Raw genomic sequence first — 25,006 nt, forward strand, 5'->3', positions numbered from 1 at the left:
GGTAAGGCCCATCACGTAGGCGCACAGGACTTGTTGGCGGCGCGGGCGTCACGGTGGCGGGGGCGTCCACCGACGTGAGGGGCGGATATGGCGGAACGTCCGACGGAACGGTTGCTGGTGGACCTGTTACCGGATGGCCAGGTGTCGCTGCAGAGCTGCCCGTCCGACGAGTACCCCAGCACGGTGGGTGGTCCCGTGCCCCTGACATGGCCGTTGACGGACGCCGAACTGGCGGAGCTGCGCTGGTATCTGGAGGAGTATCTGCGGGTGCCGTCGGGGGTGTACGGCGAGCGCGGCCCGCAGACGGCGGCGCGGCTGCCCGCGTGGGGTGCGCAGATCTTCGACGCGGCCTTTCCCTCCGGTGCGGCCCGTGAGGCGTGGGTGCGGGCGCGGGCACGGGCGGAGGCCCGGGGCGGGGGCCCGGTGGAGATCGTGGTGCGCTCGGCATCGGCGGATCTGCTGGGCCTGCCTTGGGAGTTGATGGCCGATCCGGCCCGGCCGACGCCGCTCGTCCTGGACGGGGCCGCGATCACCCGCAGCCTGCCCGCTGCCGATCTGCGGCAGGTGTTCGGGGTGGACGGGTCCCGGCTGCGGGTGCTGATGGTGATTTCACGGCCGCAGGGCACCGCGGATGTGAGCTACCGGATGATCGCCCGCCCGCTGCTGCGACGGCTGGAGGCGGTCCGCGGGCGGGTGGAGCTGGTGGTGCTGCGCCCGCCCACCCTGGAGAACCTGGAGGACGTGCTGCGCACGGCGCAGGAGGCGGGCGAGCCGTTCCAGATCGTGCACTTCGACGGTCATGGCGACTTCAGCCGGCCCGCCGGCCCAGCGGGCGGCCTCGGCTGGGAGCGGACCGGCTCGTACGGGGACGGCCCGCAGGGGATGCTGGCCTTCGAGGGTCCCGCGGGCGGCACTGACTGGGTGGAGGCCGGACGGGTGGCGCGCGTGCTGGCCACGGCCCGGGTACCGGTGGTGGTGCTCAACGCCTGCCGGTCGGCCACGGTCGGTTCACGGGTGGAGGCCGCGGTGGCGACCCGTCTGCTGCAGGAGGGCACGGCCGCCGTGGTCGCCATGGCCTACCGCGTGTACACGGTGGCGGCGGCCGAGTTCATGACCGCCTTCTACGAGCGGCTGTTCGCCGGTGACCGACTGGCCGAGGCGGTGGCAGCCGGCCGTCACCGCTTGGCGAGGGCGGACCGGCGGCCCTCCAGCAAGGGACCGCTGCCGCTGGCCGACTGGATGGTCCCCGTGCTGTACGCACGCGGGGACGTGCGGTTCCCCGGCCTGCACACCGAACGCGGCAACCGGGAACCGGTCGGAGACCTGCTGGACCACATGCGTCGAGGCGCGGCCGATGCGGACCGGCGGCGGAAGGTGGCAGCGGCCGGCGGTGACGGCCTGCCGACCGGGGTGGGGGAGGTGGCAGCGGCGGCCGATGACGGACTGCCCGCCGGGGTGGGGGAGTTCGTCGGCCGGGACGCGCCGTTGTACCTGCTGGACGTCGCCGCCCGGCAGCAGCGGGTGGTGGTGCTGCACGGCCCCGGGGGGACGGGCAAGACCGAGCTGGCCAAGGCGTTCGGGCGCTGGTACCGCGACACCGGCGCGGTGGACGACCCGTCCCTGGTGATCTGGTATTCCTTCGAGCCCGGCCTGGTCTCCTTCGGCCTCGACACGGTGATCGACGCCATCGGACAGCGCGTGTGGGGCGACCGCTTCGCCGCGCTCGACCGCGACGAGGGCCGGTCCCGGGTCGAGCGACTCCTGGCCGACCACCGGCTGCTGCTGATCTGGGACAACTTCGAGTCCGTGCACACCATGCCCGACCCCCACCAGGCCACCCCGCCCCTGGATAAGGCGGAGCGCACCGAATTCCTTCGGTTCCTGCACCGCATCGCGGCCGAGGGGCTCAGTGCCGTGGTGATCACCAGCCGCACCACCGAGGACTGGCTCGGCGGACCGGACGCGGTGGCCCGGGTGGCGGTGGGCGGGCTGGAGCCCGAGGAGGCCAACGAATACGCCGACCAGCTCCTCGCGCCCTATCCGAATGCCCGCCGGCGCCGTGAGTCCGTGGCGTTCGCGGAGCTGATGCAGTGGCTGGACGGGCATCCGCTGAGCATGCGGCTGACCCTGCCGCACCTGCAGACCACCAGCGCGCAGAAGCTGCTGGCCGGGCTGCGCGGAACGGCTCCGTTGCCGAGCGGCGGTGCCGGGGACGGCGGCCGGACCGGCTCCTTGTCCGCCTGCGTCGCCTACTCGTTCACTCATCTGGACCCGGACGACCAGAAGGCGCTCGGCGCACTCGGGCAGATCCACGGTGTGACCAGCAGTTGGGTGCTGGCGGCGTTCTCCGCGATGCGGGGGGTGCCCCAGCAGTACCGGAACCGGACCGCCGAGCGATGGGCGGCGGTGCTGGACCGGGCGGCGGGCGTCGGTCTGCTCACCCCTCTCGGGGCGGGCTGGTACCGCATCCACCCCGCTCTGCCCGCCTACCTCGCGCCCGGGGCGGACGCCACCGCGACACGTCACGCCCTGCTGGAAGCACATGCCGCCTTCTGCCTCGTGCTGGCCCAACAGATGAGCAAGGGGCGGGACGCCGAGTTCGCCCTTGCCGTCACCGACCACATGCGCCACACGTTGGGCGATCTGCTCAACTACGCCCTGGAACAGCGGCTGTGGTTCAGCGCCATGGGCATCCTGTCGCTGCTGATCATGTACTGGGACGCGCGAGGGCGGGCCGTGGAGACCAGGGCATGGCTGGATCGGGCCCTGGCCGTCCTGGATCCACCCGAGGAGACCGCTTCTCTCCCTTCCGACCCCGCCGCCGCGCTGTGGCTGTTCCTGACCGGCGCCGACGGCATTCATCTGGCCGAGGCCGGTCGTCTGGAGCAGGCCGAACGCGCCTTCCGCGCGGTTCTCCGCGTCCTGGAACAGCAGCCGGCGACACCCACGGTGCAAGGGGATCTCTCCGCCGCCTACCGCAATCTCGGCAACGTCGCCCGGAAGCGGAGCGACCTGGACGAGGCGGAGGACTGGTACCACAAGGCCCTCGCCCTCCAGAAGACTCTCGGCGACGACCACGGCGTGGCCGGCACCTGCCACCAGCTCGCCCGTGTGACGCAGGACCGCGGCGACCTGGACAAGGCCGAGGAGTGGTACCACCGATCCCTCACTCTCAGCACCCAGCTCGACAACCGTACGGACAGCGCCCAGTGCTACTACGGTCTCGGGATCGTCGCCCGGATGCGACGTGACCTGGACCAGGCGGAGGACTGGTACCACAAGGCCCTCGCGCTCCAGAAGGCGGTCGACGACCGCCCCGGACTCGCCAACACCTTCCAGGGCCTGGCGGTCGCCGCTCGGCTACGAGGGGAGCCGGACGTGGCCGAGGAGTGGTACCGCCAATCCCTCTCCCTCTATGAGGAACTCGGCGACCGCCACGGCCAGGCCACCACCTATCACCATCTCGGCCTGGTGGATCAGGACCGGGGAGACCTGGACCACGCCGAGCGCTGGTACCACAAGGCCCTCGACCTGCAGCGGTCCCTCGACAACCGCCGCGGCCTCGCCGACAGCTGTCACCAGCTCGGCATCCTGGCTCAGGACCGCGGAGAGCTGGACCGGGCCGAGGACTGGTACCGCAAGACCCTCGCCGTCAGGGAATCCCTCGATGACCGTCCCGGTCTGGCCATCGCCTACGCACAGCTCGGACTCCTCGCCGAGGAGCGGGGACGGCCGGCGGAGGCCCTGAGCTGGACGATCAGATGCGTGGCGCTCTTCGACCAGGTACCGCATCCCCTCACCGGCACGGGACCCGAACATCTCAGGCGGCTGGCCCGGGACCTGGGCGTGGACCACGTCGCCCGGACCTGGCCAGAGGTGACCGGACGACAACTGCCCGCCCCGGTGCGGGAGTACCTGTGCGCCGACCCGCTCGGCCAAGGGGGGTCGGGCAGCCGCGACGTATGAGGCCGCGCCCTGCTGTGCGCGGCGTCCGGACGCCAGGGAGGCGTCGGGTTTGCCATGGACCTGGCCAAAGCGGCGTTGATGCGCGAAGATCACGCCCACCCCCCGCGCCACCGCTTCCACGCCATCCCCAACGGAGGATGTACATGGCTCGCCGCACACCCCGCGGTCTGCTCGCCGCGGCCACCGCCACCGTGTCCCTGATCGTCACGGCCGGCTCGGCCTCCGCCACGGGAACCGTCCCGGCCGCGTCCGGCCCGCAGGCGCGGGTCTTCATGGTCAACCCCGTCCAGTCCTCGGGCGACCAGAGTCTCACCGACGACAAGGACGCCGCCGCCGCGGTCCCCGCCGGCGCCTACGCCACCGTCACGTTGCGCAACCTGGACGGCAGCGGCGGGCTCTCCGGCCGCTGGGTCTCGGTCCGCTCCGACACCGGCGCCTCGGCACGCCTCGCCGACGCCACCTCGTACGACCGGCACGACGACCAGTTCGAGCAGGTCATGGCGTACTTCTGGGTCAACGAGGCGCAGGAGTACCTCCAGAGCCTGGGCTTCGGCAGCGAGCTGCCCGGCGCCAACGACCGCGTGCAGCCGGTCCGGATCAACCAGTGGGGTGCCGACAACTCCTTCTTCACCGACAAGAAGGACGAGATCCGCTTCGGCAAGGGCGGCGTGGACGACGCCGAGGACGCCGAGGTCGTCGTGCACGAGTACGGCCACGCCGTGCACAACGCCCAGGTGCCCGGGTTCGGCAGCTCCTTGGAGGCCGGCTCCATCGGCGAGGCCTTCGGCGACTACCTGGCCGTCGCCGTCGGCCGGCACGCCGCCGCCCGGTACGGCTGGCCGCTGAAGACGGACGTCGCCTGCGTCGCCGACTGGGACTCCGTCACGTACAGCCAGGCCCCGCACTGCCTGCGCCGGATCGACTCCGACAAGACGTACGCGGACCGGGTCGGTGAGGTCCACGCGGACGGCGAGATCTGGTCCCGCGCGCTGTTCGACATCCGCACCGCCCTCGGCGCGCGCGTCGCCGACCGGATCATCGTCAACGCCCAGTTCGGCTTCGCGCCCGACACCAGCTTCGCGGCCGCCGCGACCACCACGGTCGCGACGGCGCAGAAGATGTACGGCAAGGCCGCGGCGGACGCGGTCCGCACCGCGTTCCAGGCCCGGGGGATCCCCGGCGTCGCCTGACCCATGCCGTCCCGGAGGCGGCCGGACCGCCGTCTCCGGGACATCGCCGTGCGCGTCCTGGCTCACGTGGCCGCTCGGGTACTGAAGAGCGTGGTGGCGTGGACGGGGGGAAGCCGGTCCGACCAGGGCTGCGCCGCTTCGAGCTGCGACGCCAGCCGCAGCAGGGTCGCCTCGTCGCCGAAACGGCCGAGGAAGTGCACGCCGATGGGCCGGCCCTCGCTGTTCCAGCACAACGGCACCGACATCGCGGGGTTGCCGGTGAGGTTGGCCACCACGCCCGCGTAGCGGACGGTCTGCCCGCTCACGCGCAGCGACTGCCATGGATCATCGGGCGTCGAGACCATCGTGCCGAGCGGCAGGGGCGGCGTCGACATCGTCGGGGTCAGGTAGACATCGACGGTGGTGAGGAACTGGGCCACCTTCCTGCTGAAACGCTGGAGTTGTTCGATGGCCAGCAGCCAGTCCGCCGCGCTCACCCGCTCGCCGGCTTCCCACAGCGCCCGGGTGAGCGGCTCGATCTCGTCCGCTCCGGGCTCGCGGCCGGTGTGGCGTATCCAGTACCGGACGATCCATGCCGTCGCCGCGTAGATCATGGTGCCGATGGCCGAACCGACGTCGGACGTCAGGCCCGGAAGCTCCGCGTCCACCACCTCGTGGCCGAGCGACGCGCACAGCCTGGCGGCCTGTTCCACGGCCCTCACGCAGTCGGGATGGCCGAGATCGCCCTCCACTGTGCGAGCGGTGTAGCCGATGCGCAGCCGGCCGGGGTGCACTCCGACTTCCCGCGCGAAGGGGCGCGCCGGCGGCGGCGCCCAGTACGGATCGCCGGGAGCGGTCCCGGCCGTGGCGTCGAGCAGGGCTGCGCTGTCACGCACCGAGCGGGTCAGCGCGTGCTCGACGGCGGCTCCCGCGGCGATGTCGCCGTACTGGGGACCGAGGGGCGTGCGGGCCCGGGTCGGCTTGAGGGCGAACAGTCCGCACGCCGACGCGGGGTAGCGCAGGGAGCCGCCCAGGTCGTTGCCGTGCGCGGCCGGCACCATACCGGAGGCGACGGCGGCGGCCGACCCGCCGCTGGAACCACTCGTGGAGCGCTCCAGGTCCCACGGGTTGCGCGTCGGTCCGAACAGCACCGGCTCGCAGGCGGGGGCCATGCCGAACTCGGGTGTGTTCGTCTTGCCCAGTATCACCAGCCCCGCCCGGCGCAAGCGCACCACGAGCTCCTGGTCGAAGCCCGACACGTTGCCGGCGAGGAACCGGGAGCCCTCGGTGAACCGCACGCCGGCGCACTCGCACATGAGGTCCTTGAGGAGGTACGGAACGCCGGCGAACGGGCCGCTGGGGCGAGCCCGCGCCGCCGCCAGCGCCTGGTCGAACATCGGCGTGACGACGGCGTTGAGCGTCGGGTTCAACGCCTCGATCCGTTCGATGGCGGCCTCCACCAGTTCCACGGCCGTCACCTCGCCCGAGCGCACCAGCTCGGCCTGGGCGGTGGCGTCGAGCGACGACAGGTCGTCTCTCATGGGAGGACCTCCTCGCGCAGGTGGGCGGTTCGCACGGTGCCCAGTCCCTCGACGCGCGGTGTCGGCAGGCCCGCCGCGGCCACCGCGTCGAGGAACGTGTCTCCGGCGGTGAAGGCGTCGTAGATGTCTTTGGTCGGGCAGGCGTCGAACACGATGATGCCGTCGTCGCGTGACACGCACAGGTGGGCGTCGAGCGTCTCGAGCGGGAATCGTTCGAGCAGCCGACGATAGGCGGACAGCAGCTCGTCGGGGTCGCCGTCGAAGTACATCGCTCCCAGGTAACCGTTCTGACGGGTAGTCATGATCGTGCCTCCAATACGATGTTGAACGGTGCGGTGTCGTGGGCCACGCGCCGAACCCTGGTGTAACCGGCGCTCGCCAGCACCTCGCGCAACCGGGCCTCGCCGGCCATCGCACCCAGTGCGGCGGCACCCGGCTGGGCCAGGGCCGAGGGGGTGCACACCAGCGTCGAGATCGCGTAGCCGATGCGGGCGTAGGGGTTGGTGAAGTCGTCTTCGAGGCGATCGGCGGCCAGCGGTTCGATCACCATCACGGCGCCGCCGGGAGCCAGCGTCGAACGGGCGTGGCCGGCCGCTGCCACCGGGTCGCCGAGATCGTGCAGGCAGTCCGTGAACGTGACGAGGTCGTAGTCATGGCCGGGGAAGGACGTGGCGTCGGCCACCTCGAAGCTCACCCGGTCGGCGACGTGCGTGTCAGCGGCCGCCTTGCGCGCGGTGGCCACCAGTGCGTCGCTGTGGTCGAACCCGACGATCGTGGAGTTCGGGAAGGCTTCCGCCATCAAGATCGCCGACACGCCCTGCCCGCAGCCGATGTCGGCCACCCGGCCGCCCGCGCCCAACCGGTCACTGACGCCGTCGAGGGCGGCGATCCACCCGTCGACCAGCGCGGTGACGTACAGCGGGCGGGTGAACCGCGCGTTGGCGTCGTTGAGCGCGGGGTGGTGATCGCCCCACTGCATGCCACCGCCGGTCCGGAAGAAGCCCTCGATGGTGTCGAGGTCGTGCCACAGGGCGATGAAGCCGGAGAACACGCCGATCAGTGACGCCGGGCCGTCGTCACGGGCGATCACCAGCGCCATCTCGTCGGAGAGCGTGAAGGTGCCGTCGGCCGGGTCGTAGTCGACGTAGCCCGCGACGGCGACGCCGCGCAGCCACTCCCGGTCGTAGCGCTCCACGGTGCCGGTTCTGTCCGCCAGGTCCCGCGGCGTGAGCGGACCGGCACCGGCCAGCGCCGCCCACAGGCCGAGTCGGTCGCCGAGCACGATCAGCGGGCCCGTAGCGGCCACGCCCAGCTCGCCGAACACCTTGCCTGCCGCCGCTTCCACTTGCTGCTCGTTGATGGCCATCGGGTCCTCCCTCTCATGGGATCCACCCGAAGGGCGTGAGAACGCGGCTCACAGGTGTGAGATCGTCCACCTCACGGTCTCGGCGGGACGGTAGGAGCACCGCGTGCCGGTCGTCACCGCGGCACGCAGGTGCCGGCCCAGTTCGGGATGTACGCGCTCGATGTGGACGATGCTGTCGCGGATGCGTGCGGTGACCGTGCTGCGCGCCCGTTCGGCCTGATCGCCGAGACGGCGCCGACGACCGCCGAGGCCCGTCGCGCGCGCCAACTCCTCGATCAGGGCTTCGCGCTCGGCGGCGGCGCGGGCCGAGCGCTCGCTGTCGTCGCGGGCGTCGGCCTCGGCCAGCGCCCCGTCGAGCTCCGCCAGCCGGGCACGGAAAGCGGCGCGGGCCTGCTCGTCGAGCACCGGATCTGCGCCGAGCACAGCGGCCGGCGCCGTCCCCGCGCGGACGGTGAGCAGATCGGTGGCGGCGATCTCGCGGCCGGGCGAGGACAGCAGCACGGCGAGATCGCGCAGCCCCTTGGCATCACGCAGGGTCACGGTGCGCCCGGCGAAGCGCAGTGTCCAGGTGTCGCCGTCACGGGAGAAGCGGTTCGTTTCGGCCTGGGCCGCCGGTTGCGCCACCGGCGGCAGGCCCAGCTCGGCGGCGGCCGAACTCGCCTCGGCCAGCAGCCGGTCGGCGGCCTCGCGGTCGCCCGTTCGGCCACGGGCGAGCAGCGCGTGCCCGAGTGCCTCCCGGGCGCGCACGCCATGCAGGCGGGCGGCAAGACCATCGCAGCGTGCCACCGCCTCCTCGAGGTGGTCGACCGCGTCGTCCCACCGATCGAGGGTGCCGGCGAGCAGCCCGAGCTGGAAGGCCACCGGTCCTGTGGTGAGGACGGCCGAAGCGACGACAGCGAACTCGTGGGCCAGGGGAAGGAGCTGCCGATACAACGCGGCACATCGGGACCGGTCCCGCACGGCTGCGGCCAGCTCGGCCTCGCACGCGAGAAACGCTCCCCATCGCCACCGGTAGATCACCTGGGAACGGTCGGGCAACCCGGCGACGATGCCTGTCGCGGCCGCGCGATCGCCCTGCTCCCAGTACAGCCACGCCTGCTGTACGGCGGCGAGCTCGGGCGGTACCAGCGCCTGGCCCCGCGCCTGGGCCAACGCCGTGATGCGCGTCCAGTCGTGACGCAGGGACGCCAAGCCCACGAGCTGGCTGGCCTGCACCCCCCACGCGTCGGGCTCACCGACGCGCTCGCCGTAGGCCGCGGCCGACTCGATCAGCTCGTCGGCCAGGCGGACCGGGCCGGTCAGACACGCCCGGGTCGCACGGCGGGAACGGGCCAGGTAGACGTAGCGGGGCAGGCCGACACGATCGGCCACGCGGGTGAACTCGTCGAGCACGGCGGCGAACGCCGGATCACCGAGTTCGAGCACCGCGACCAGCTTCGCCAGATGGCCTTCGAGGAGCAATTCGCTCTCCCCGACGTCGGTCGCCGCGCTGATGAGATCCTCGGCGGTGGCCAGCCGCTCGCTCGCCGTGCCCGGAGCCCACTGCACGTCGCACAGGGCGAACAGCGCGTAGGCGAGCGCGGCGAGGTCGCCGTCGGCCTTCGCTCCCTCGACCGCGGCGGTGGCGAGCGCTCCGGCCCGATCGCGGTCGGCATGCGGGCCGTCGGCCAGCTCACGCGCGAGCGCCGCGGTGAGCATCCACGGCCGGCCGCGCTCGTCGCGTTCCGCCGCGACCAGCGCCTCTTCGAGCACCGCGATGACCTCCGCCCGCGAGGCGTCCGTCACGGTCGTGACACGGTGGGCGCCGAACGCGGCGCGCTCCAGGAACGCTGTGTCGCCTGCCACCCGGGCACGGGAGGCCGCGGTCAGGAACGCGGCACGGGCCTCGTCGCCGTTTCCCGCGCGGCGCAGCGCGTCACCGTACTCGCACAGCCGGTCGAGTCCGGCGGCGCTCGGGCCTCCCTCCACCGCCACCGCCCGGCCGAGGTGAAGGGCCGCCTCGTCGAACGCGGTCCGCGCCGTTGCCTCTCCCGCCGCGGTGACCAGAGTGGCGATCACCCGGGACCGGTCACCGAACGGCAGCGCCGCGAGGTAGTGGTGGGCCAGTTCGGCGGCCGAGGTCGACGGATCGCCGCGCCCTTCCAGCACCTGCGCGAATCCCAGGTGCACCTGGGAACGGCGCTCGGCGGACAGAGCCCCGTAGAGCACCTCGCGGAACAGGTCGTGGGCGAAGCGAGCGGTGCCGATCGCACCGCGCTCGACGACCCCGGCCCGGATCCCCTCGTCGGTCACCGCCGTCACCCGCTCCGCGGACAGGCCGGCGACCGCGGCGACATCGGCGATCGCGAAGGACCTGCCGCCCACGGCACCGACCGCCAGCGTGTCCACGACGTCCTGGGGAAGGCGGGCCAGGCGACGCGCGAGCACTTCGCCGACAGCGGGTGGCACACCGCCGAGCGGCGCCCGATCGAGCGACCCGCCGCGCACGGCGAACAGGCGACCGATCTGCTGCACGAAGAACGGATTGCCACCCGTACGGTCGTACACGGCCTCGGCGAGCGCTGGGGGTGCGGTGTGGCCGCACACGTTCCGCAGCAGCTCGCCGACCTCGTCCACCGCCAATCCGGTCAGCGGGAGCAGCTCGGCCTGCCCGGCCAGGTCCCCCAGCAGGGGGCGCAACGGATGGTCAGGGGCGGCGACCTCGATGTCACGGTAGGTGCAGATGACCGCCAAAGCGGCGTCATGGAGCTGGCGGGCGAGGAACAGCAGCAGGCGCACCGAGGAAAGGTCGGCCCAGTGGAGATCGTCGAGGACCACCACGAGCGGCCGGCTCCGGGCGCGGCGCCTGAGGTGAGAGGCCGTCAGGTCATAGATGCGGAAACGCGTCCCGGCATCGTCCGCGAGGACGCCCTCGCCCGACGGGGCGGCGCCCGTCAGCCCGGCGAGGAGTTCCTCGGCGCCGTCGTCGCCCGCCCCGGTCGCGTCCGCGGCCAGGGAACGCACGACCTGGATCCATGGCCAGTAACCGGGAGCGCCGCCGCCTTCCCAGCACGAGCCCCACGCCACCGCTGCGCCGCGGGCTCTGGCGTACGAGGCCGCCGCGGTCGCCGACGCGGTCTTGCCGATCCCCGGATCGCCGACGAGCAGCACGACATGACCAGTACCCGCGACCGCGCCGTCGACGGCGGCACGCAGCGCCTCGACCACCGGCCGCCGACCGACCAGCCCGTCCGCAGACATGCTTCATTCTAGATGGCGTGGCCGATCTGACCGGTTTCGCGCCATCCGAGACCAGCAGGCCGGTGCCCTGGCGCTGGGCAAGCGAACACGGTCCGGGACCTGCTTCAGCGCATCCAGGCGCTGTAGTCCATCACCTCCCCGGCCTCGACCCCGTACCGGGGATCGTCGCGGGTGAACGTGGTCTCCAGACCGAGGACGGCGCCGGTGCCCGGGTCGAGGATCAGCATGCGCCGGGTGCCCTGGGTGTCGTACGCGTACGCCTGCCCCGGGCGCCCGAGCCGGTCCGTCACCTCGCCGACCGGGCGGAGTCCCTCGGCGCCGACGAGAACCCGTACCAGCGCGGCGGACTCGCGCGCGCCGAGCATCCAGTGGTCCAGCAACTCACGGACAGAGTCCAGCAGTTCCGGCGTGGTCAAGGCGTCGGCGCCGGCGTGGGCCGTCTCGGTGAGATAGGTCCGCAGCGCGGCCGGGTCGTGCGGCGGGCGCGCCTCGGGCGGGGCGTCGCTCCAGCTCGGCGGGTAGGTGGTCCGGCTCAGCACCTGACCGTCCGCCACCAGGCGCGGAGCGTCGCCCTCGTCGGTGAGGACCGGGCGGCCGGGGTGGCGCGGGTCGGTCGCCACGACGAGCTCGGTGTGGCTGTCGTCCGCGTTCCACCGCACCACGCGCTCCTCGGGGAGGGTCACGGGCGGCTCGTCGTCGCTCATGCCGAGGCTCCAGGACTGCACATGGGTTCCCTTGCGCAGGCCGGGCGAACCGTCCGCGGCGGCAGCGTCGGCCAACGCCGACATCTGATCCAGCGGTACGACGGTGGAGTGGGCCCGTACGGCGAGGGGCCGCGGCGCCGCGACGGCGGGCGGTCCACCCTGGCCGCCGAGCAGCGCTGTGAGCGTGGTGGCCAGGACGACGGCGGTGGCGGCCAGGCCCCACAGCAGCCGGGCGCGCGGTGTCCGAAACCGGAGGCGCCGGCGATCGTCCTCGCCCAGCAGCGACTCCAGACGTCGTTCGGCGCGGTGATCCAGCGGACCGTCGCCGAAGTGCGGGCCATGGGTCGGTACCGGGTTGGCCTGTCGGAGGAGGTCGAGTTCGTCAGGCATGGTGGGGGTCCTTGCGGAGGGGGAGGCCGGGGGAGGAGACGGAAGCGGAACCCGACGACGGCCGGTCGGCCTCACCTTCACCGATCCCATCGCCATCGCCATCGCCATCGCGAGCCGGGCCCCGCCGGGCCCCGCGACCCGCGTCGGCCGACCGGCCCCCCTGGTCGTGGGGCGCCGGGTCGGTGGGATCGATGTGGGGTGTGCCGCCTTGGGCGTGGGGCGCCGGGTCGGCGGGATGGATGCGGTCGGTCTCGCCCTGGTCGTGAGCCGGCGGGCCAGTCAGACGGATGCGGTCGGTCCCGCCCCGGCCACGAGGTGCCGGGCGGATGCGTTCTATCTCGGTGCGCAGTCGGCGGCGGGCGCGGTGCAGGCGCATCGACGCCGCGCGCCTGCCGCAACCCAGGGCGACGGCGATCCTCTCGACGTCGAGCTCCTCCCAGGCCGCGAGGCGCAGTATCTCCTGGTCGGCCGGGGACAGCCGGTTCAGGGCGTCATGCACCCAGGCGCCGGGCGACTCCGCGTCGGGGCTGTTCACGATGTGCCGGGCGTGCGCGGCCTGGTCGTTGCCCAGCCGGTCCACCAGCCTGCGCCGCCGGCCATGGCCGCGTACCGCGTTCGCCAGGCAGTTGCGTGCCACGCCGTACAGCCACGGCAGCGGCTCGTCCGGCAGGTCGCTACGGCGCCGCCAGGCGACCGTGAACACCTCCGCCACCACTTCCTCCACCTCGTCGGCCCGCCCGGGCAGCCGTCTCGCGACATAGCGGCTGACCGCCCAGTAGTGCTCGCGATAGGCAGCGGCGAAGATCTCGTCGTTGCTCATGTCCCGTTCGTGTCCGGCACCGCCGGGATCGTCACACCCCTCTTCCGTGATGCTCCTCGCGTCGTCCGAGTGTGACCGGCGGGCCGGGCGCGGACACCGGCGGGGCGTGAAGGGGATCAGGGATCTCCGAGGCGTTCGAGCGGTGCCCTCATGGCGCAGGCGAAGCGGTCCGGGGTGTTATTGAATGAGGTGTGCGGTCGGGAACGCCGGGACACCGTCGCCCGGGCTCTGGAACGGCCCCGGCGCCGTACCGGGTCAGGTGAGCGAGCTGAGGGAGCCGTATGGACTCCACATCCTCCCCCTCGTCCCCGTCGCCGTTCGACATGGTCAGCAGTGCCTTGGGGCGGTACATCCCACGGGGCGGAGCGTCCGCGGCCGCCGGTTCCGGCGAGTCGCGGGGCGATCGTGCCGCGTCGCAGCCCGTACACGCCGCTCCGCCCCCGGGCCGTCAGGAGCAGATTCTCGGCGCGGTCAACCTGGACCCGGATCTGAGAATCGTCCGCTGCAATCTGAACGCCTCCGTCTTCGCGGGGGTGGAGGCCGCGACCGGGAGCCCTTTCGTCGATCTGCTGCCGCCCGGGGACGTGCCGACCGTCACGCGGCGGTTGCGGCAGGTCGTCGAGACCGGTGAGCCGCACGTCGCCCGCGTCCAGCGCCTGCGGCGCAGCGACGGTTCGGAGCTGGTGGTCTCGATGAGCATCCTGGCCGCCGCGCCGCCCGAGGAGGGCCTGACCGTCTCACTGATCGCCATGGCCAAGCGGCTGCACCTGTACGCCGCCGAGACCGCGATCGGCACCTCGTTGGACATCGGTGAGACCGCGCAGTCGCTGGCGGAGTCCTTGCTGGCCTGGGGAGACGTCGCCGCCATCGATCTCGACTTCGCGGTGTGGACGGGCGAGGTGGTCACCGAGCAGCCGCAGGGCCGTATCCGGCTGCGGCGGGCGGCGCTGGTGCCGGACCGGGCCTGGCCCGACGGCTACGTGACGCCGGGCGAGGACCTGCCCGGCGACGCGAGCCGCCTGCTGTCGCAGGCCATACAGCGTGACGACGCCGCGCAGGCCATCGTCATACCCGACCGGGAGACGATCGAGCGGGTGCTCGGCAGTCCGCAGCTGGTACGTGCTCTGGTGCCCGGTGACCGGGCGGCGGCGGTGGCGTGCATACCGCTGGTCCTGGACGGCGACCCGCCCGTCGTCCTGGGCGTGGCGGAGGTCTGGCGGCGGGCGGACCGGCCCTTCGACGACGGTGAGCTATTCGATCTGCAGGAGCTGGTGGCCCGGACCTCTCATCACGTCGACCTGGCCCGTCAGCACCAGCGCGAGCACACGCAGGTGCTGGCGTTGCAGCGCCGGCTGCTGCCCCGGTCCGGCGGCGACACCATCGAGACGGCCAGCGTCTACCAGCCCGCCACCCCCGACAGCGCGGGCGTCGGCGGTGACTGGGTGAACAGCTTCCCGCTGCCGGACGGCCGTACCGCGCTGGTGGTCGGCGACGTCGTCGGGCACGGCCTGGGAGCCGCGGCGACCATGGGGCAGCTGAGCATGGAGGCCCGCGCACTGCTGTCCGCGGGGCTGGCGCCCGACGAGGTGCTGGAGCACCTGGACGACACCGTGTCACTGCTGGACGACGCGGAGTCCGGGCTGGCGGCCGGATACAGCGCCCTGGGGTCGACCTGCTGCATCGCCGTCTACGACCCGGTCAGCCACCGCGTGGCGCTGTCCAGCGCCGGCCACCTCCCCCCGGTCCTGGTGCCCCCGGACGGGCCCGCCGGGCCGGTGCCGGTCCGTCCCCACCCGGGGCTGGGCGCCGAGTTCGCGTTGCGGGAGCCGTTCGACGTGTACGTGTTCCCCGTACCGCCGGGCTCGCTGCTCGCCCTCTACACCGACGGACTGGTGGAAGATCCCGCCCTGTCGATCGACGAGGGCATCGACCGGCTGGCGGACGCCGTGTCCACGGTGCACCCGTGGGACGCCCTGCCGCAGGCCGCGCGGCGCGTGGTCTCCGCGCTGGCGCCCGCGAGCCCGCGCGACGACGTGACCCTGCTGCTCGCGCGCATGATCGGTTACCGCAAGGGCGACACCGCGACCTGGCGCCTGCCCGCGCGCCGCAACGCGGCCGCCCGGGCCCGCACGCTTGTCTCGGGGCTGTTGGCGCGATGGGGCATCAGGGAGGACACCCGGGACAGCGTGCTGCTGGTGGTCGGCGAACTGGTCGCCAACGCGGTCCGCTTCGCCGAGGGACCCATCACGGTACGGCTGATCAGGTCCGGCCCGGGGCTGCTGTGCGAGGTGGGCGACACCGGCAACGGCAGGCCGCGGCTGCACCGCCCGGAGCTGCTCGACGACGGCGGCCGGGGCCTGCGCGTCGTACATGGCCTCACCACCCGGTGGGGCGTGCGGTGGACGGACACCGGCAAGGTGGTGTGGGCGTGCGTGGAGAGGTGACGCGGCCCCGGGCGGCCGGGCGGGGGCCAGAGGTACGGGTTACAGCCACTGCCCTTCCAGAGCGGTGGCCGTGAGGCCCGGGGCCGCCGCGTACAGGACGGCACGACTGCCGCTTTCCTGCCCGGCGTCGTGTGCCCTGCGCATGATGTCGAACACCGCGGCGCCTCCGCGGTTTCCGCTGGTGTAGCTGTCGCGGCTGTACTCCAGCAGCCCCGACGGCCACGCGTCGGGCATCGTCTGCTCCATGTACTCCAGCACGCGCGTCCCGCCGGGGTGCGCGAGCAGGACGTCGGGGTGCCAGGCGTCGGGGTCGTCCTGGTAACGGGCGCCCAGCCACTCCCACATGGCGGTGACGGTCTCCTGTACGGCGCGCGGCCCGCGACGGTCCATCACGAAGTGGGTGCCGTCCTGCCGTGTCTCCAGCCGGTGCAGATCCTGGGTGTCGGGCAGGGTGTGGTGCCAGGCGGAGTCCAGCCGCAGTACCGACTCGGACCTTTGGCGGCCGGTGACCACCGCGGCGACGGCGGTGTCCGCGAACAGCAGCCGGACGATCAGGGACTCCAGCGTGTCGTCAGCGGGCTGGTAGGTCGTGCTCAGCGCTTCGGCGATCACGACGAGGACCACCCGGTCGGGGTCCGCGGCCACGAGGTCCGCCGCCAGCGCGAGGGAGCGGGTTCCGGCGATGCAGGCCCATTGCGTGGCCGGCAGCAGCATCACGTCGTCGCGCAGCGAGAGCCTGTTGGACAGGGCCACGTCCAGCCCCGGCAGGGCGGGGGTGGTGGAGTGACTGGTGATCAAGCAGTCGACGTCGGAGGGGTCGAGCCCGGCGGCCTGCAGGGCGCCGCGTGCCGCGCGCTCGCCGTAGGACTGTACGGCCGCCCAGGCCGGCGCGGTGCGCTCCTGGACGGTCTGCGGCGCGGGTATGGACTCAAGGGCGGCGATCACACGATCCACGTCCTGCTCGGTGAACCCGCCGTCGGCCAGTGCCTCTCTCGTGGGTCCGATGCCGGCGGCCGGCAGGCCGTTCCCGTTGCCGGGCGCGACGGCGGTCTCCAGCGGCAGCATCCAGCCACGGGTCTCGATGCCCGTACTGGCCGCGATGCCGTCGATGCGCGGCGCCCATGCCGCGTGCGGGTGCCGGTCGCGCACCTCCGCCACGATCTGGCTGGTCTTCACGGTGTGCTCGCCGTGGATCACGGCGGGCGGGCACAGGTAAGCGGCCATGGTCGGCACCTTTCTCCGGGGAATTGGGCGGAACGTCACGAACCCTGTCTCGCGGGTCACTTCGGCGACCGCGCAGCCAAGTCGATGACGATGAACACCGATTCGAGTGCTTGTGTCCGTTTCGAGCATGGACGCCAAAGGGGCATTTACGCTGTGATCTGGGCAACTCGGATGTTCCTTCCGATACGTGACATGACACACATCGCGACGCGGGGGCTCATTGCCCGCCGTGCCTGTCTGACGCGCCGTCAATCCGGGGTGGGCCGGTCCCGGCGGTCTGTGCGCGGGGCATTGACACGGTGGGGGGCCTCCGTGAGACTCCGGCTCGGAGAGCGCTCTCCGAGTCCAAGGACCGGGCCCAACCCCTCAGGGAGATGCAGATGAGCCTCCTGTCCCCGTTTCGGCGGAGCGTCCGGCGCAGAAGACCCTTATCGACCGTCGTGGTCGCCGCCGTGGTCGCGGTCGCCGGGGCCCTCACCGCCACGCCGGACACCGCGCACGCCGCGCCCACACTGCTCTCGCAGGGCAGAACCACGACCGCTTCCTCCACCGAGAACGCCGGCACCCCGGCCTCCGCGGCGGTCGACGGCGACCCCGGGACCCGCTGGTCCAGTACCGCGAGCGACCCGCAGTGGCTGCAGATCGACCTCGGCGGCAGCGCCGCCCTCAGCTCCGTCTCGCTCCACTGGGAGACGGCGTACGCCACAGCGTTCAAGATCCAGGTCTCCGACAACGGCCAGACCTGGACCGACGCCTACTCCACCACCACCGGCACCGGCGGGCAGCAGTCGATCCCCGTCACCGCCTCCGGCCGCTACGTGCGGATGTACGGCACCGCCCGCGCCACCGGATGGGGCTACTCCCTGTGGGAGTTCCAGGTCTACGGCACCGCCGGCGGCTGCGGCACCTCCAACGCCGCGCAGGGCAGGACCGCGACGGCGTCCTCGGTCGAGAATGCCGGCACCCCGGCCTCCGCGGCGGTCGACGGCGACCCCGCGACCCGCTGGTCCAGCGCCGCGAGCGACCCGCAGTGGCTGCGCGTCGACCTCGGCGTGAGCACGACGGTCTGCCGGGTGGGCCTCGACTGGGAGACGGCGTACGGCTCCGCCTTCAGGATCCAGGTCTCGGACGACGCGCAGACCTGGACCGACGTCTACTCCACCACCACCGGAACCGGCGGCAACCAGACGCTCGACGTCACCGGCACCGGCCGCTACGTGCGGATGTACGGCACCGCCCGCGCCACCGGATACGGCTACTCCCTCTGGGAGTTCCGGGTGTACACCAGCGGCGGCACCACCCCGCCCGACCCCGGCGGCGACTTCTCCGGCACGGTGATCTCCGCCTTCAAGCCGGTGACGGCATCCTCGTACGAGGGCGGCAACGCCCCGGCCGCCGCCCTCGACGGCCGGACCACCACCCGCTGGTCCAGTCTCGCCACCGACGACCAATGGCTCCGGGTCGACCTGGGCACCACGGGCACCCTCAGCGGCATCGTCCTCGACTGGGAGGCGGCGTACGGCAGCGGGTACCGCGTCGAGGTCTCGGACAACGGCACGTCGTGGACCCAGCTGTACGCCACGACGACCGGCAGGGGCGGTGTGGAGAAGCTGCCGCTGACCGGCAAGGGCCGCTATGTGCGGCTCACCGGTACGGCCCGCGCCACCGGATACGGCTACTCCCTGTGGGAGTTCCAGGTCTACGGCACGCTCGACACCTCCGTCGCGGCCCCGCCGCTGCTGTCCGGACCCACCAAGGCCCCCGCCACGACGGGCCAGTTCCAGCTGGCCGCGCCGGCGGACAAGGCGATGGTCACCACGACCCGCCGCCCGCAGCTGAGCTGGAACGCGGTCGCCGGCACCGCCCACTACGAGGTGTGGCTCAACATCAGCCGCACCGACTACGACTGGACGGCATCCGGCAACCTGCTGGACCTGTACACCAAGGTGGCCGAACCCACCGGCACGACGTACACGCCCAGTTGGGACATCACCGACCGCTGGACGTACCAGTGGTTCGTGGTGGCGGTCTCCGGCTCCGGCGCGAAGAGCACCTCCACCATCCGTACGTTCAGCGTCTACCTGCCGGACCTGGAGCAGGTCGCTGACGGCGTGAGCATCGTCGACGGGGCCCGCGACCTGGACAAGAACGGCCGGATCGAGCCGTACGAGGACTGGCGGCAGCCGGTCGACACGCGGGTCACCGACCTTCTCAGCCGCATGACGCTGGAGGAGAAGGCGTACCAGATGTTCTACAACGTCCAGACCTACCCGATGTCCGGCTGGCACTTCGGCCCCGCGCAGCCCGCCGACCTCGACAACGTGCTGAGGTCGACGGCCGCCACCAGGCTCGGCATCCCACCCGTCACCGCGGGCGACACCACGGCCGGGTACCAGACGACGTACCCGCTGCAGAGCACCCTCGCCGCCGGCCGGGACTACCCGCTCGACCACCGGCTCGGCGACATGCAGCGCAGGGAGCAACTGGAGGTCGGCGCGCGCGGCACCCTGTCGCCGCTCGCCGAGGTCGGCACCAAGGTGCTCTACCCGCGCATCCAGGAAGGCGGCGGCGAGAACGCCGACGTCGCGGCGGCACAACTGCGGGCCCTGGTCGCGGGCCTGCAGGGCGGCCCGGAGCTGAACCCCTCGTCGGTGCTGGCCACGGTCAAGCACTGGCCGGGCGAGGGCGCGGGCGGCGAGGCCGGCATCGTCTACGACGCGACGACGATCAAGTACCACATGATCCCGTTCCGGGCGGCGATGGAGGCCGGCGCGGTCAACATCATGCCGGGCTACGCGGGCAGTTCGTACCTCGACCCGGGCGGTCCCGGGGCGGGTGACAGCGCGAAGATCCTCGACTACCTGCGGCAGAACATGGGTTACCGGGGTCTGATCACCACCGACTGGCTGCCGCCCGGCAATTGGATCAACGCGGCGAACGCCGGTTCCGACGTGATGGGCGGCGCCGACCCGGGCGCCACGGGCTTCACCATGGCGGCGTTCGAGCAGAACGTGCCCTCGGCGCGGATCAACGACGCGGTCTCCCGGATCCTCAGGCTCAAGTTCGAGCTGGGTGTCTTCGAGCACCCGTACGGCGACCCCGTCAACGGCCCCTACCGCTTCCACCAGCCGTCGTACGCCGAACTGGCCAACCAGGCGTCCCGCGAGTCCAACACCGTGCTGAAGAACGACGGGGTGCTGCCGCTGAAGCTGAACCCCGGCGACACCGTCGTCGTGTCCGGCGACCGGGCGACCGACAGCGCCGCCTGCTGCATCTGGTCCAGCTACTTCCACACGGACTACGGGTCGCTGAACCAGCTGGACGCCCTGAGGGCGAGAGCCGCGCGGAACGGGGTGAACGTCGCCCAGGGAAGCACCGCCGACCCGAAGGTGGCGGTGGTGTACGTCGGTGAGCCGTCGTACACGCACGCCACCGCCTGGCCGGACACCCAGCCGTACCTGCCGGCCGACCAGGCGGCCCTGATCCAGAACTACAAGAACCAGGGCCTCAAGGTGGTCGTCGTGCTGACACTGCCCAGGCCCATCGTGATCAGCGACTGGAACAACCTGGCCGACGCCATCGTGGTGACCTACCGCGGCGGTGAGGAGGTCGGTCCCGCGACCGCGAGCCTGCTGTTCGGCGACTACACCCCGCACGGTCGGCTGCCGTGGCAACTGCCGCGCAGCCTGGACCAGGTGCTCAAGCCGGGCGGCGGCGACAACCAGGCCGACGCGAAGGAGGCCTGGGACCTGCCCTACGACCTGGGCGCGACCGACGCCGAGCGGACGGACATCCGGGCCAGGATCGACGCCGGCCAGACCGTCCCGACGACCTACGGCAATCCGCTCTACCCCTACGGCGCCGGACTGACCGGCTGGGCGGTCGGCTGACCCCACCGCGCGCAGGCGCCCTCGCCCGCTGGGACGGGCGAGGGCGTGGCGGGCCGGGGCTACTTGGTGAGCGGTGCCAGCTTGGGGTCGTTCGCGTAGGCCTCGGCCGCGTTCGCCTTCGTCACGATAACGGGCGGGAGGAGGAACGACGGAACGACCTTGACGCCGTTGTTGTACGACGTGGTGTCGTTGATGGTCGGCTTCCCGCCCGTCTGGAGGGACTTGACCATGTTGACGGTCTCCGCGACGAGCTTGCGGGTGTCCTTGTTGATGGTCGAGTACTGCTCGCCCGCCATGATCGACTTGACCGACTCGACCTCGGAGTCCTGGCCGGTGACGACCGGGACCGGCTTGCCGGCGCCCTTCACCGAGGTGAGGATGGCGCGGGCGAGGGTGTCGTTGGGGGAGAGGACGCCGTCGAGGGTCTTCTTGCCGCTGTAGGCCGACGTCAGCAGAGAGTCCATGCGCTGCTGGGCGTTCTCCGCCTTCCAGCCCTGGATGGCGGTCTGCTTGATATCGGTCTGCCCGGACCCGACAACGATGTCGCCCTTGTCGATCAAGGGCTTCAGCACACTCATCGCGCCGTCGAAGAAGACCTTGGAGTTGTTGTCGTCCGGGGAGCCGGAGAACAGCTCGATGGTCCAGGGGCCCTTCGCCTTCTTCGCCTTCATGCCGTCGATCAGCGCCTGGCCCTGGAGCCGGCCGACCTTGAAGTTGTCGAAGGCGATGTAGTAGTCGACGTCGGGGGTGTTGGTGATGAGCCGGTCGTAGGCGATGACGGTGGCGCCCGCCTCCTTGGCCTGCTTCACCTGGGTGGTGAGCTGGGAGGCGTCGGTCGCGCCGATGACGATGACCTTCGCACCCTTGGTGATCATGGAGGAGATCTGCGCCTGCTGGTCGGCGACGGTGGTCGAGGCGCCCGCGTACTGCACGTCGGACTTGAAGCCCGCGTCCTTGAGTCCGTTGGTGAACAGGTCGCCCGCGAGCACCCAGTTCTCCGAGGTCTTGGACGGGAGGGCCACGCCGATCAGCGCGTCCTTCGCGAAGCCCTTGCCGTCGGCGTTGTCGCTGCCGGTGGAACCCTCGCGTTCGTTGGAGCAGGCCGTGCCCAGGGTGAGCAGGGCGGCGGCGCCGACGGCGGCGATGCTTCTGAGGAGGGGTGTGCGCATGGTGGAGGAGAACCTTTCGTACGGTGCTGGTTGCCGGTGCGACGTCGGGGGTGGGCGGATCGTGTCAGCCCGCGACCTTGGCCTTGCCGGAGTCGGAGTCGGGGTCGGCGGCCGGTGTCGACGGGGCGGCCGGGGTGTCGCTGCGTAGCTGCCGGGCGAGCGCGCCGATGACGGAGAAGCGCCCCTGCTTCTTGCTGTAGACGTCGAAGGCGACGGCGAGCAGCAGGACCAGGCCCTTGATGATCTGCACCATGTCCGAGCCCACGCCCTCCAGTTGGAGGCCGTTGTTGAGCAGTGCCATGACCAGGCCGCCGACGATCGAACCGCTCACGGTGCCGAGACCGCCGGAGACCGCCGCGCCGCCGATGAACACGGCCGCGATGGCGTCCAGTTCCCAGCTCAGGCCGTCCTGGGGGCCGGAGGCAGAAGACCGGGCCACGAAGATCATGCCGGCCAGCGCGGCCAGCACCGACATGTTCATCATGACGAGGAAGTTGACCCGCTTGAGCTTCACTCCGGACAGTTCGGCGGCGCGGGCGTTGCCGCCGACGGCGTAGATGTGCCGTCCCCCGATGGTGTTGCGGGTGTAGTGCGAGTACAGCAGGACCAGGACGATCAGGATGATGCCCGAGATCGGGATGCTGGTGCCGATCCGTCCGCCGGCGAAGCGCAGCGTCGCGAAGACGATGACGCCGATCATGACGGCCAAGCGGATGCCGGTGACCCACAGCGGTGCCAGGTCGGCCCGCATCTCGCGGCGGGTCTGCCGCGCCTTCCACTCGCGCCACACGACACCGGCGCAGGCGGCCGCACCGAGCAGCAGAGTCAGGTTGTTGTATCCGGTGTCCGGCCCCACCTCGGGCAGGAAGCCCGCGCCGATCTTGCGGAAGCCCTCGGGTACGGGAACCGTGTCGGCGTTGCCGATGTACTGGTTGCCGCCGCGGAACAGCAGCATGCCGGCGAGGGTCACGATGAACGCCGGTACGCCGACGTAGGCGACCCAGAAGCCCTGCCAGGCGCCGATCAGCGCGCCGACGAGCAGGCCCAGCGCGATACCGAGGGGCCACGGCAGGTCGTACTCCTGCATCGCCTTGGCGACCACGATGCCGGTGAAGGCGGCCACCGAGCCGACCGACAGGTCGATGTGCCCGGCGACGATCACCATCAGCATGCCGATGGCCAGGATGAGGATGTACGAGTACTGGCTGACGACCGCGATGAGGTTGCCGGAGGTGAGCGTCAGGCCGTCGGTCCAGATCTGGAACAGCAGGACGATCGCCACGAGTGTGGAGATCATGCCGAACTGGCGGGCGTTGGAGGTGGTGCCTCCGAAGAGGTTCTTCTGGAGGTCGGTTATTCGGCTCATGAAGTGGGGCTCTTCTTGGTAGCGGTCATCTGCTTCATCAGGAGTTCGGGGTCGGCGTCCGCGCGTGCGACCTCGCCGGTGACGGTGCCCTCGAACACCGTGTAGACGCGGTCGCACAGGCCGATCAGCTCGGGCAGTTCGGAGGAGATGACGATGACCCCCTTGCCCTGGGCGACGAGCCGCTGGATGATCCCGTAGATCTCGAACTTGGCGCCCACGTCGATGCCCCGGGTGGGCTCGTCGAGGATCAGCAGGTCCGGGTCGGTGAACATCCACTTCGCCAGGACGACCTTCTGCTGGTTGCCGCCGGAGAGCTTGACCACGCCCTCGTCGACGCTGGGCGTCTTGATCCGCAGGCTCGCGCGGTACTCCTCGGCGACCTGGCGCTCCCGCACCGGGTCGACGACCCGGCGTCGGGCGATCTTGGACAGCTTGGCGGCGACCATCGAGGACTTGATGTCGTCGAGGAGGTTGAGCCCGATCGACTTGCGGTCCTCGCTGACGTAGGCCAGTCCGTGCCGGATGGCGTCCGGCACCGTCTTGAGGTGGACCTCCTCGCCGTCCTTGAAGACCCTGCCGGACAGCCAGGTGCCGTAGGAGCGGCCGAACAGGCTCATCGCGAGTTCGGTGCGGCCGGCGCCCATGAGCCCCGCGAAGCCGACGATCTCACCGCGGCGCACGTGGAACGACGCGCCCTTGCACACCAGCCGGTCGTCCGAACTGGGGTGACGCACCGTCCAGTCGCGGACCTCGAAGAAGACCTCGCCGATGTCGGGCGTGCGCTCGGGGAAGCGGCTGCCGAGCTCACGTCCCACCATGCCCCGGACGATGCGGTCCTCGTCGACGCCGTCGGCCCGCACATCGAGGCTCTCGATGGTGCGGCCGTCGCGCAGGATCGTGATGGTGTCGGCGACCGCCTCGATCTCGTTCAGCTTGTGCGAGATGATGATCGAGGTGATGCCCCGCTCGCGGAAGCCGCGCAGCAGGTCGAGCAGGTGCCGGGAGTCGGCCTCGTTGAGGGCCGCGGTCGGCTCGTCGAGGATCAGCAGCTTCACGTCCTTCGCGAACGCCTTGGCGATCTCGACTAGTTGCTGCTTTCCGACACCGATGTCCTTGATGAGGGTGTCGGGATCCTCACGGAGTCCGACGCGCTCCATCAGTTCCACGGCGCGACGCTGGGCCGTCTTCCAGTCGATGGCACCGCGCCGGCGCGGCTCGTTGCCCAGGAAGATGTTCTCGGTGATCGACATGCCGGGCACCAGGGCCAGCTCCTGGTGGATGATCACGATGCCGGCCTGCTCGCTGGCCCGGATGTCGTGGAACCGGACCTGCCGGCCGCAGTAGACGATCTCGCCGGTGTAACTGCCGTGCGGGTGCACGCCGCTCAGCACTTTCATCAGCGTGGACTTGCCGGCCCCGTTCTCGCCGCAGATGGCGTGGATCTCGCCCTCCCGCACGAGAAGGTTCACGTCGGCGAGCGCTGTCACGCCGGGGAAGGTCTTGGTGATCGACCGCATCTCCAGCAGCGTCGTCGCGGTGGGAGTCATGAGCGCGGCTCCCCGCTGCCGGGAGCGAGCCGAGGCGCCCTCCGGCCGTCGGGCCTGAGGCATTCCATGGACATCAACTTGCCTCCGATGGCACTGCGCTGTGCCTTCGTGTCCGGGTGGGTTCATCTGCGGCGGGACACTAAATCCATTTGTTTTACTAAGTCAATGGG

General features: G+C 71.6%; 13 protein-coding genes and 1 pseudogene. 4 read left to right on the forward strand and 10 right to left on the reverse strand.

Annotation, left to right across the window (positions count from 1 at the left end; genetic code table 11):
• Positions 1–87: 87 nt before the first annotated feature.
• Together ACZ5NW_RS07415 and ACZ5NW_RS07420 are read left to right on the forward strand one after the other, a co-directional pair.
• Positions 88–3,966, forward strand: a complete 3,879-nt coding sequence (locus ACZ5NW_RS07415) for a tetratricopeptide repeat protein (protein ID WP_468742753.1) — start codon at positions 88–90, stop codon at positions 3,964–3,966.
• Positions 3,967–4,109: 143 nt separating this feature from the next.
• Positions 4,110–5,156, forward strand: coding sequence for a M4 family metallopeptidase (locus ACZ5NW_RS07420; RefSeq protein ID WP_468742754.1), 1,047 nt, complete (start codon positions 4,110–4,112; stop codon positions 5,154–5,156).
• A gap of 62 nt (positions 5,157–5,218) precedes the next feature.
• On the opposite strand, the gene ACZ5NW_RS07425 is transcribed toward ACZ5NW_RS07420, so the two are convergent.
• The 6 genes and pseudogenes from ACZ5NW_RS07425 to ACZ5NW_RS07450 form a co-directional block, all read right to left on the reverse strand.
• Positions 5,219–6,676, reverse strand: coding sequence for an amidase (locus ACZ5NW_RS07425; protein ID WP_468742755.1), 1,458 nt, complete (start codon positions 6,674–6,676; stop codon positions 5,219–5,221).
• Positions 6,673–6,978, reverse strand: a complete 306-nt coding sequence (locus tag ACZ5NW_RS07430; RefSeq protein WP_468742756.1) for a hypothetical protein — start codon at positions 6,976–6,978, stop codon at positions 6,673–6,675. Before ACZ5NW_RS07430 ends, ACZ5NW_RS07425 begins: the two co-directional genes overlap by 4 nt.
• Entirely contained in the window at positions 6,975–8,042 is a 1,068-nt protein-coding gene (locus tag ACZ5NW_RS07435) for a class I SAM-dependent methyltransferase (RefSeq protein ID WP_468742757.1), read from the reverse strand. The genes ACZ5NW_RS07430 and ACZ5NW_RS07435 overlap by 4 nt, the downstream gene beginning before the upstream one ends.
• Before the next feature lie 48 nt (positions 8,043–8,090).
• Positions 8,091–11,282, reverse strand: coding sequence for an ATP-binding protein (locus ACZ5NW_RS07440; RefSeq protein WP_468742758.1), 3,192 nt, complete (start codon positions 11,280–11,282; stop codon positions 8,091–8,093).
• A gap of 104 nt (positions 11,283–11,386) precedes the next feature.
• Positions 11,387–12,376 (reverse strand): CU044_5270 family protein, encoded by a 990-nt coding sequence (locus tag ACZ5NW_RS07445; RefSeq protein ID WP_468742759.1) that lies wholly within the window; start codon positions 12,374–12,376, stop codon positions 11,387–11,389.
• A 319-nt stretch (positions 12,377–12,695) separates the two neighbouring features.
• Positions 12,696–13,196, reverse strand: a pseudogene (locus ACZ5NW_RS07450) (RNA polymerase sigma factor); the annotation flags it as partial.
• A gap of 281 nt (positions 13,197–13,477) precedes the next feature.
• On the opposite strand from ACZ5NW_RS07450, the gene ACZ5NW_RS07455 reads away from it, so the two are divergent.
• Positions 13,478–15,640, forward strand: a complete 2,163-nt coding sequence (locus ACZ5NW_RS07455) for an ATP-binding SpoIIE family protein phosphatase (protein ID WP_468742760.1) — start codon at positions 13,478–13,480, stop codon at positions 15,638–15,640.
• Positions 15,641–15,679: 39 nt separating this feature from the next.
• On the opposite strand, the gene ACZ5NW_RS07460 is transcribed toward ACZ5NW_RS07455, so the two are convergent.
• Entirely contained in the window at positions 15,680–16,864 is a 1,185-nt protein-coding gene (locus ACZ5NW_RS07460; protein WP_468742761.1) for a beta-ketoacyl-[acyl-carrier-protein] synthase family protein, read from the reverse strand.
• A gap of 380 nt (positions 16,865–17,244) precedes the next feature.
• Between ACZ5NW_RS07460 and ACZ5NW_RS07465 the strand changes: the two genes are divergently transcribed.
• Positions 17,245–20,754, forward strand: coding sequence for a discoidin domain-containing protein (locus tag ACZ5NW_RS07465; RefSeq protein ID WP_468742762.1), 3,510 nt, complete (start codon positions 17,245–17,247; stop codon positions 20,752–20,754).
• A gap of 59 nt (positions 20,755–20,813) precedes the next feature.
• On the opposite strand, the gene ACZ5NW_RS07470 is transcribed toward ACZ5NW_RS07465, so the two are convergent.
• The 3 genes from ACZ5NW_RS07470 to mmsA all read right to left on the reverse strand — a co-directional run bounded on the left by ACZ5NW_RS07470 (position 20,814) and on the right by mmsA (position 24,836).
• A complete protein-coding gene (locus ACZ5NW_RS07470; protein WP_468742763.1) occupies positions 20,814–21,923 on the reverse strand; it encodes a substrate-binding domain-containing protein in 1,110 nt (369 codons plus the stop codon).
• Positions 21,924–21,987: 64 nt separating this feature from the next.
• Positions 21,988–23,289, reverse strand: a complete 1,302-nt coding sequence (gene mmsB / locus ACZ5NW_RS07475) for a multiple monosaccharide ABC transporter permease (protein ID WP_468742764.1) — start codon at positions 23,287–23,289, stop codon at positions 21,988–21,990.
• Positions 23,286–24,836: a multiple monosaccharide ABC transporter ATP-binding protein gene (mmsA, locus tag ACZ5NW_RS07480; protein WP_468742765.1), complete on the reverse strand. Its 1,551-nt coding sequence runs from the start codon at positions 24,834–24,836 to the stop codon at positions 23,286–23,288. The genes mmsB and mmsA overlap by 4 nt, the downstream gene beginning before the upstream one ends.
• Between the last annotated feature and the right edge of the window lie 170 nt (positions 24,837–25,006).

The sequence above is a fragment of the Streptomyces sp. NPDC032126 genome, from assembly GCF_055580085.1.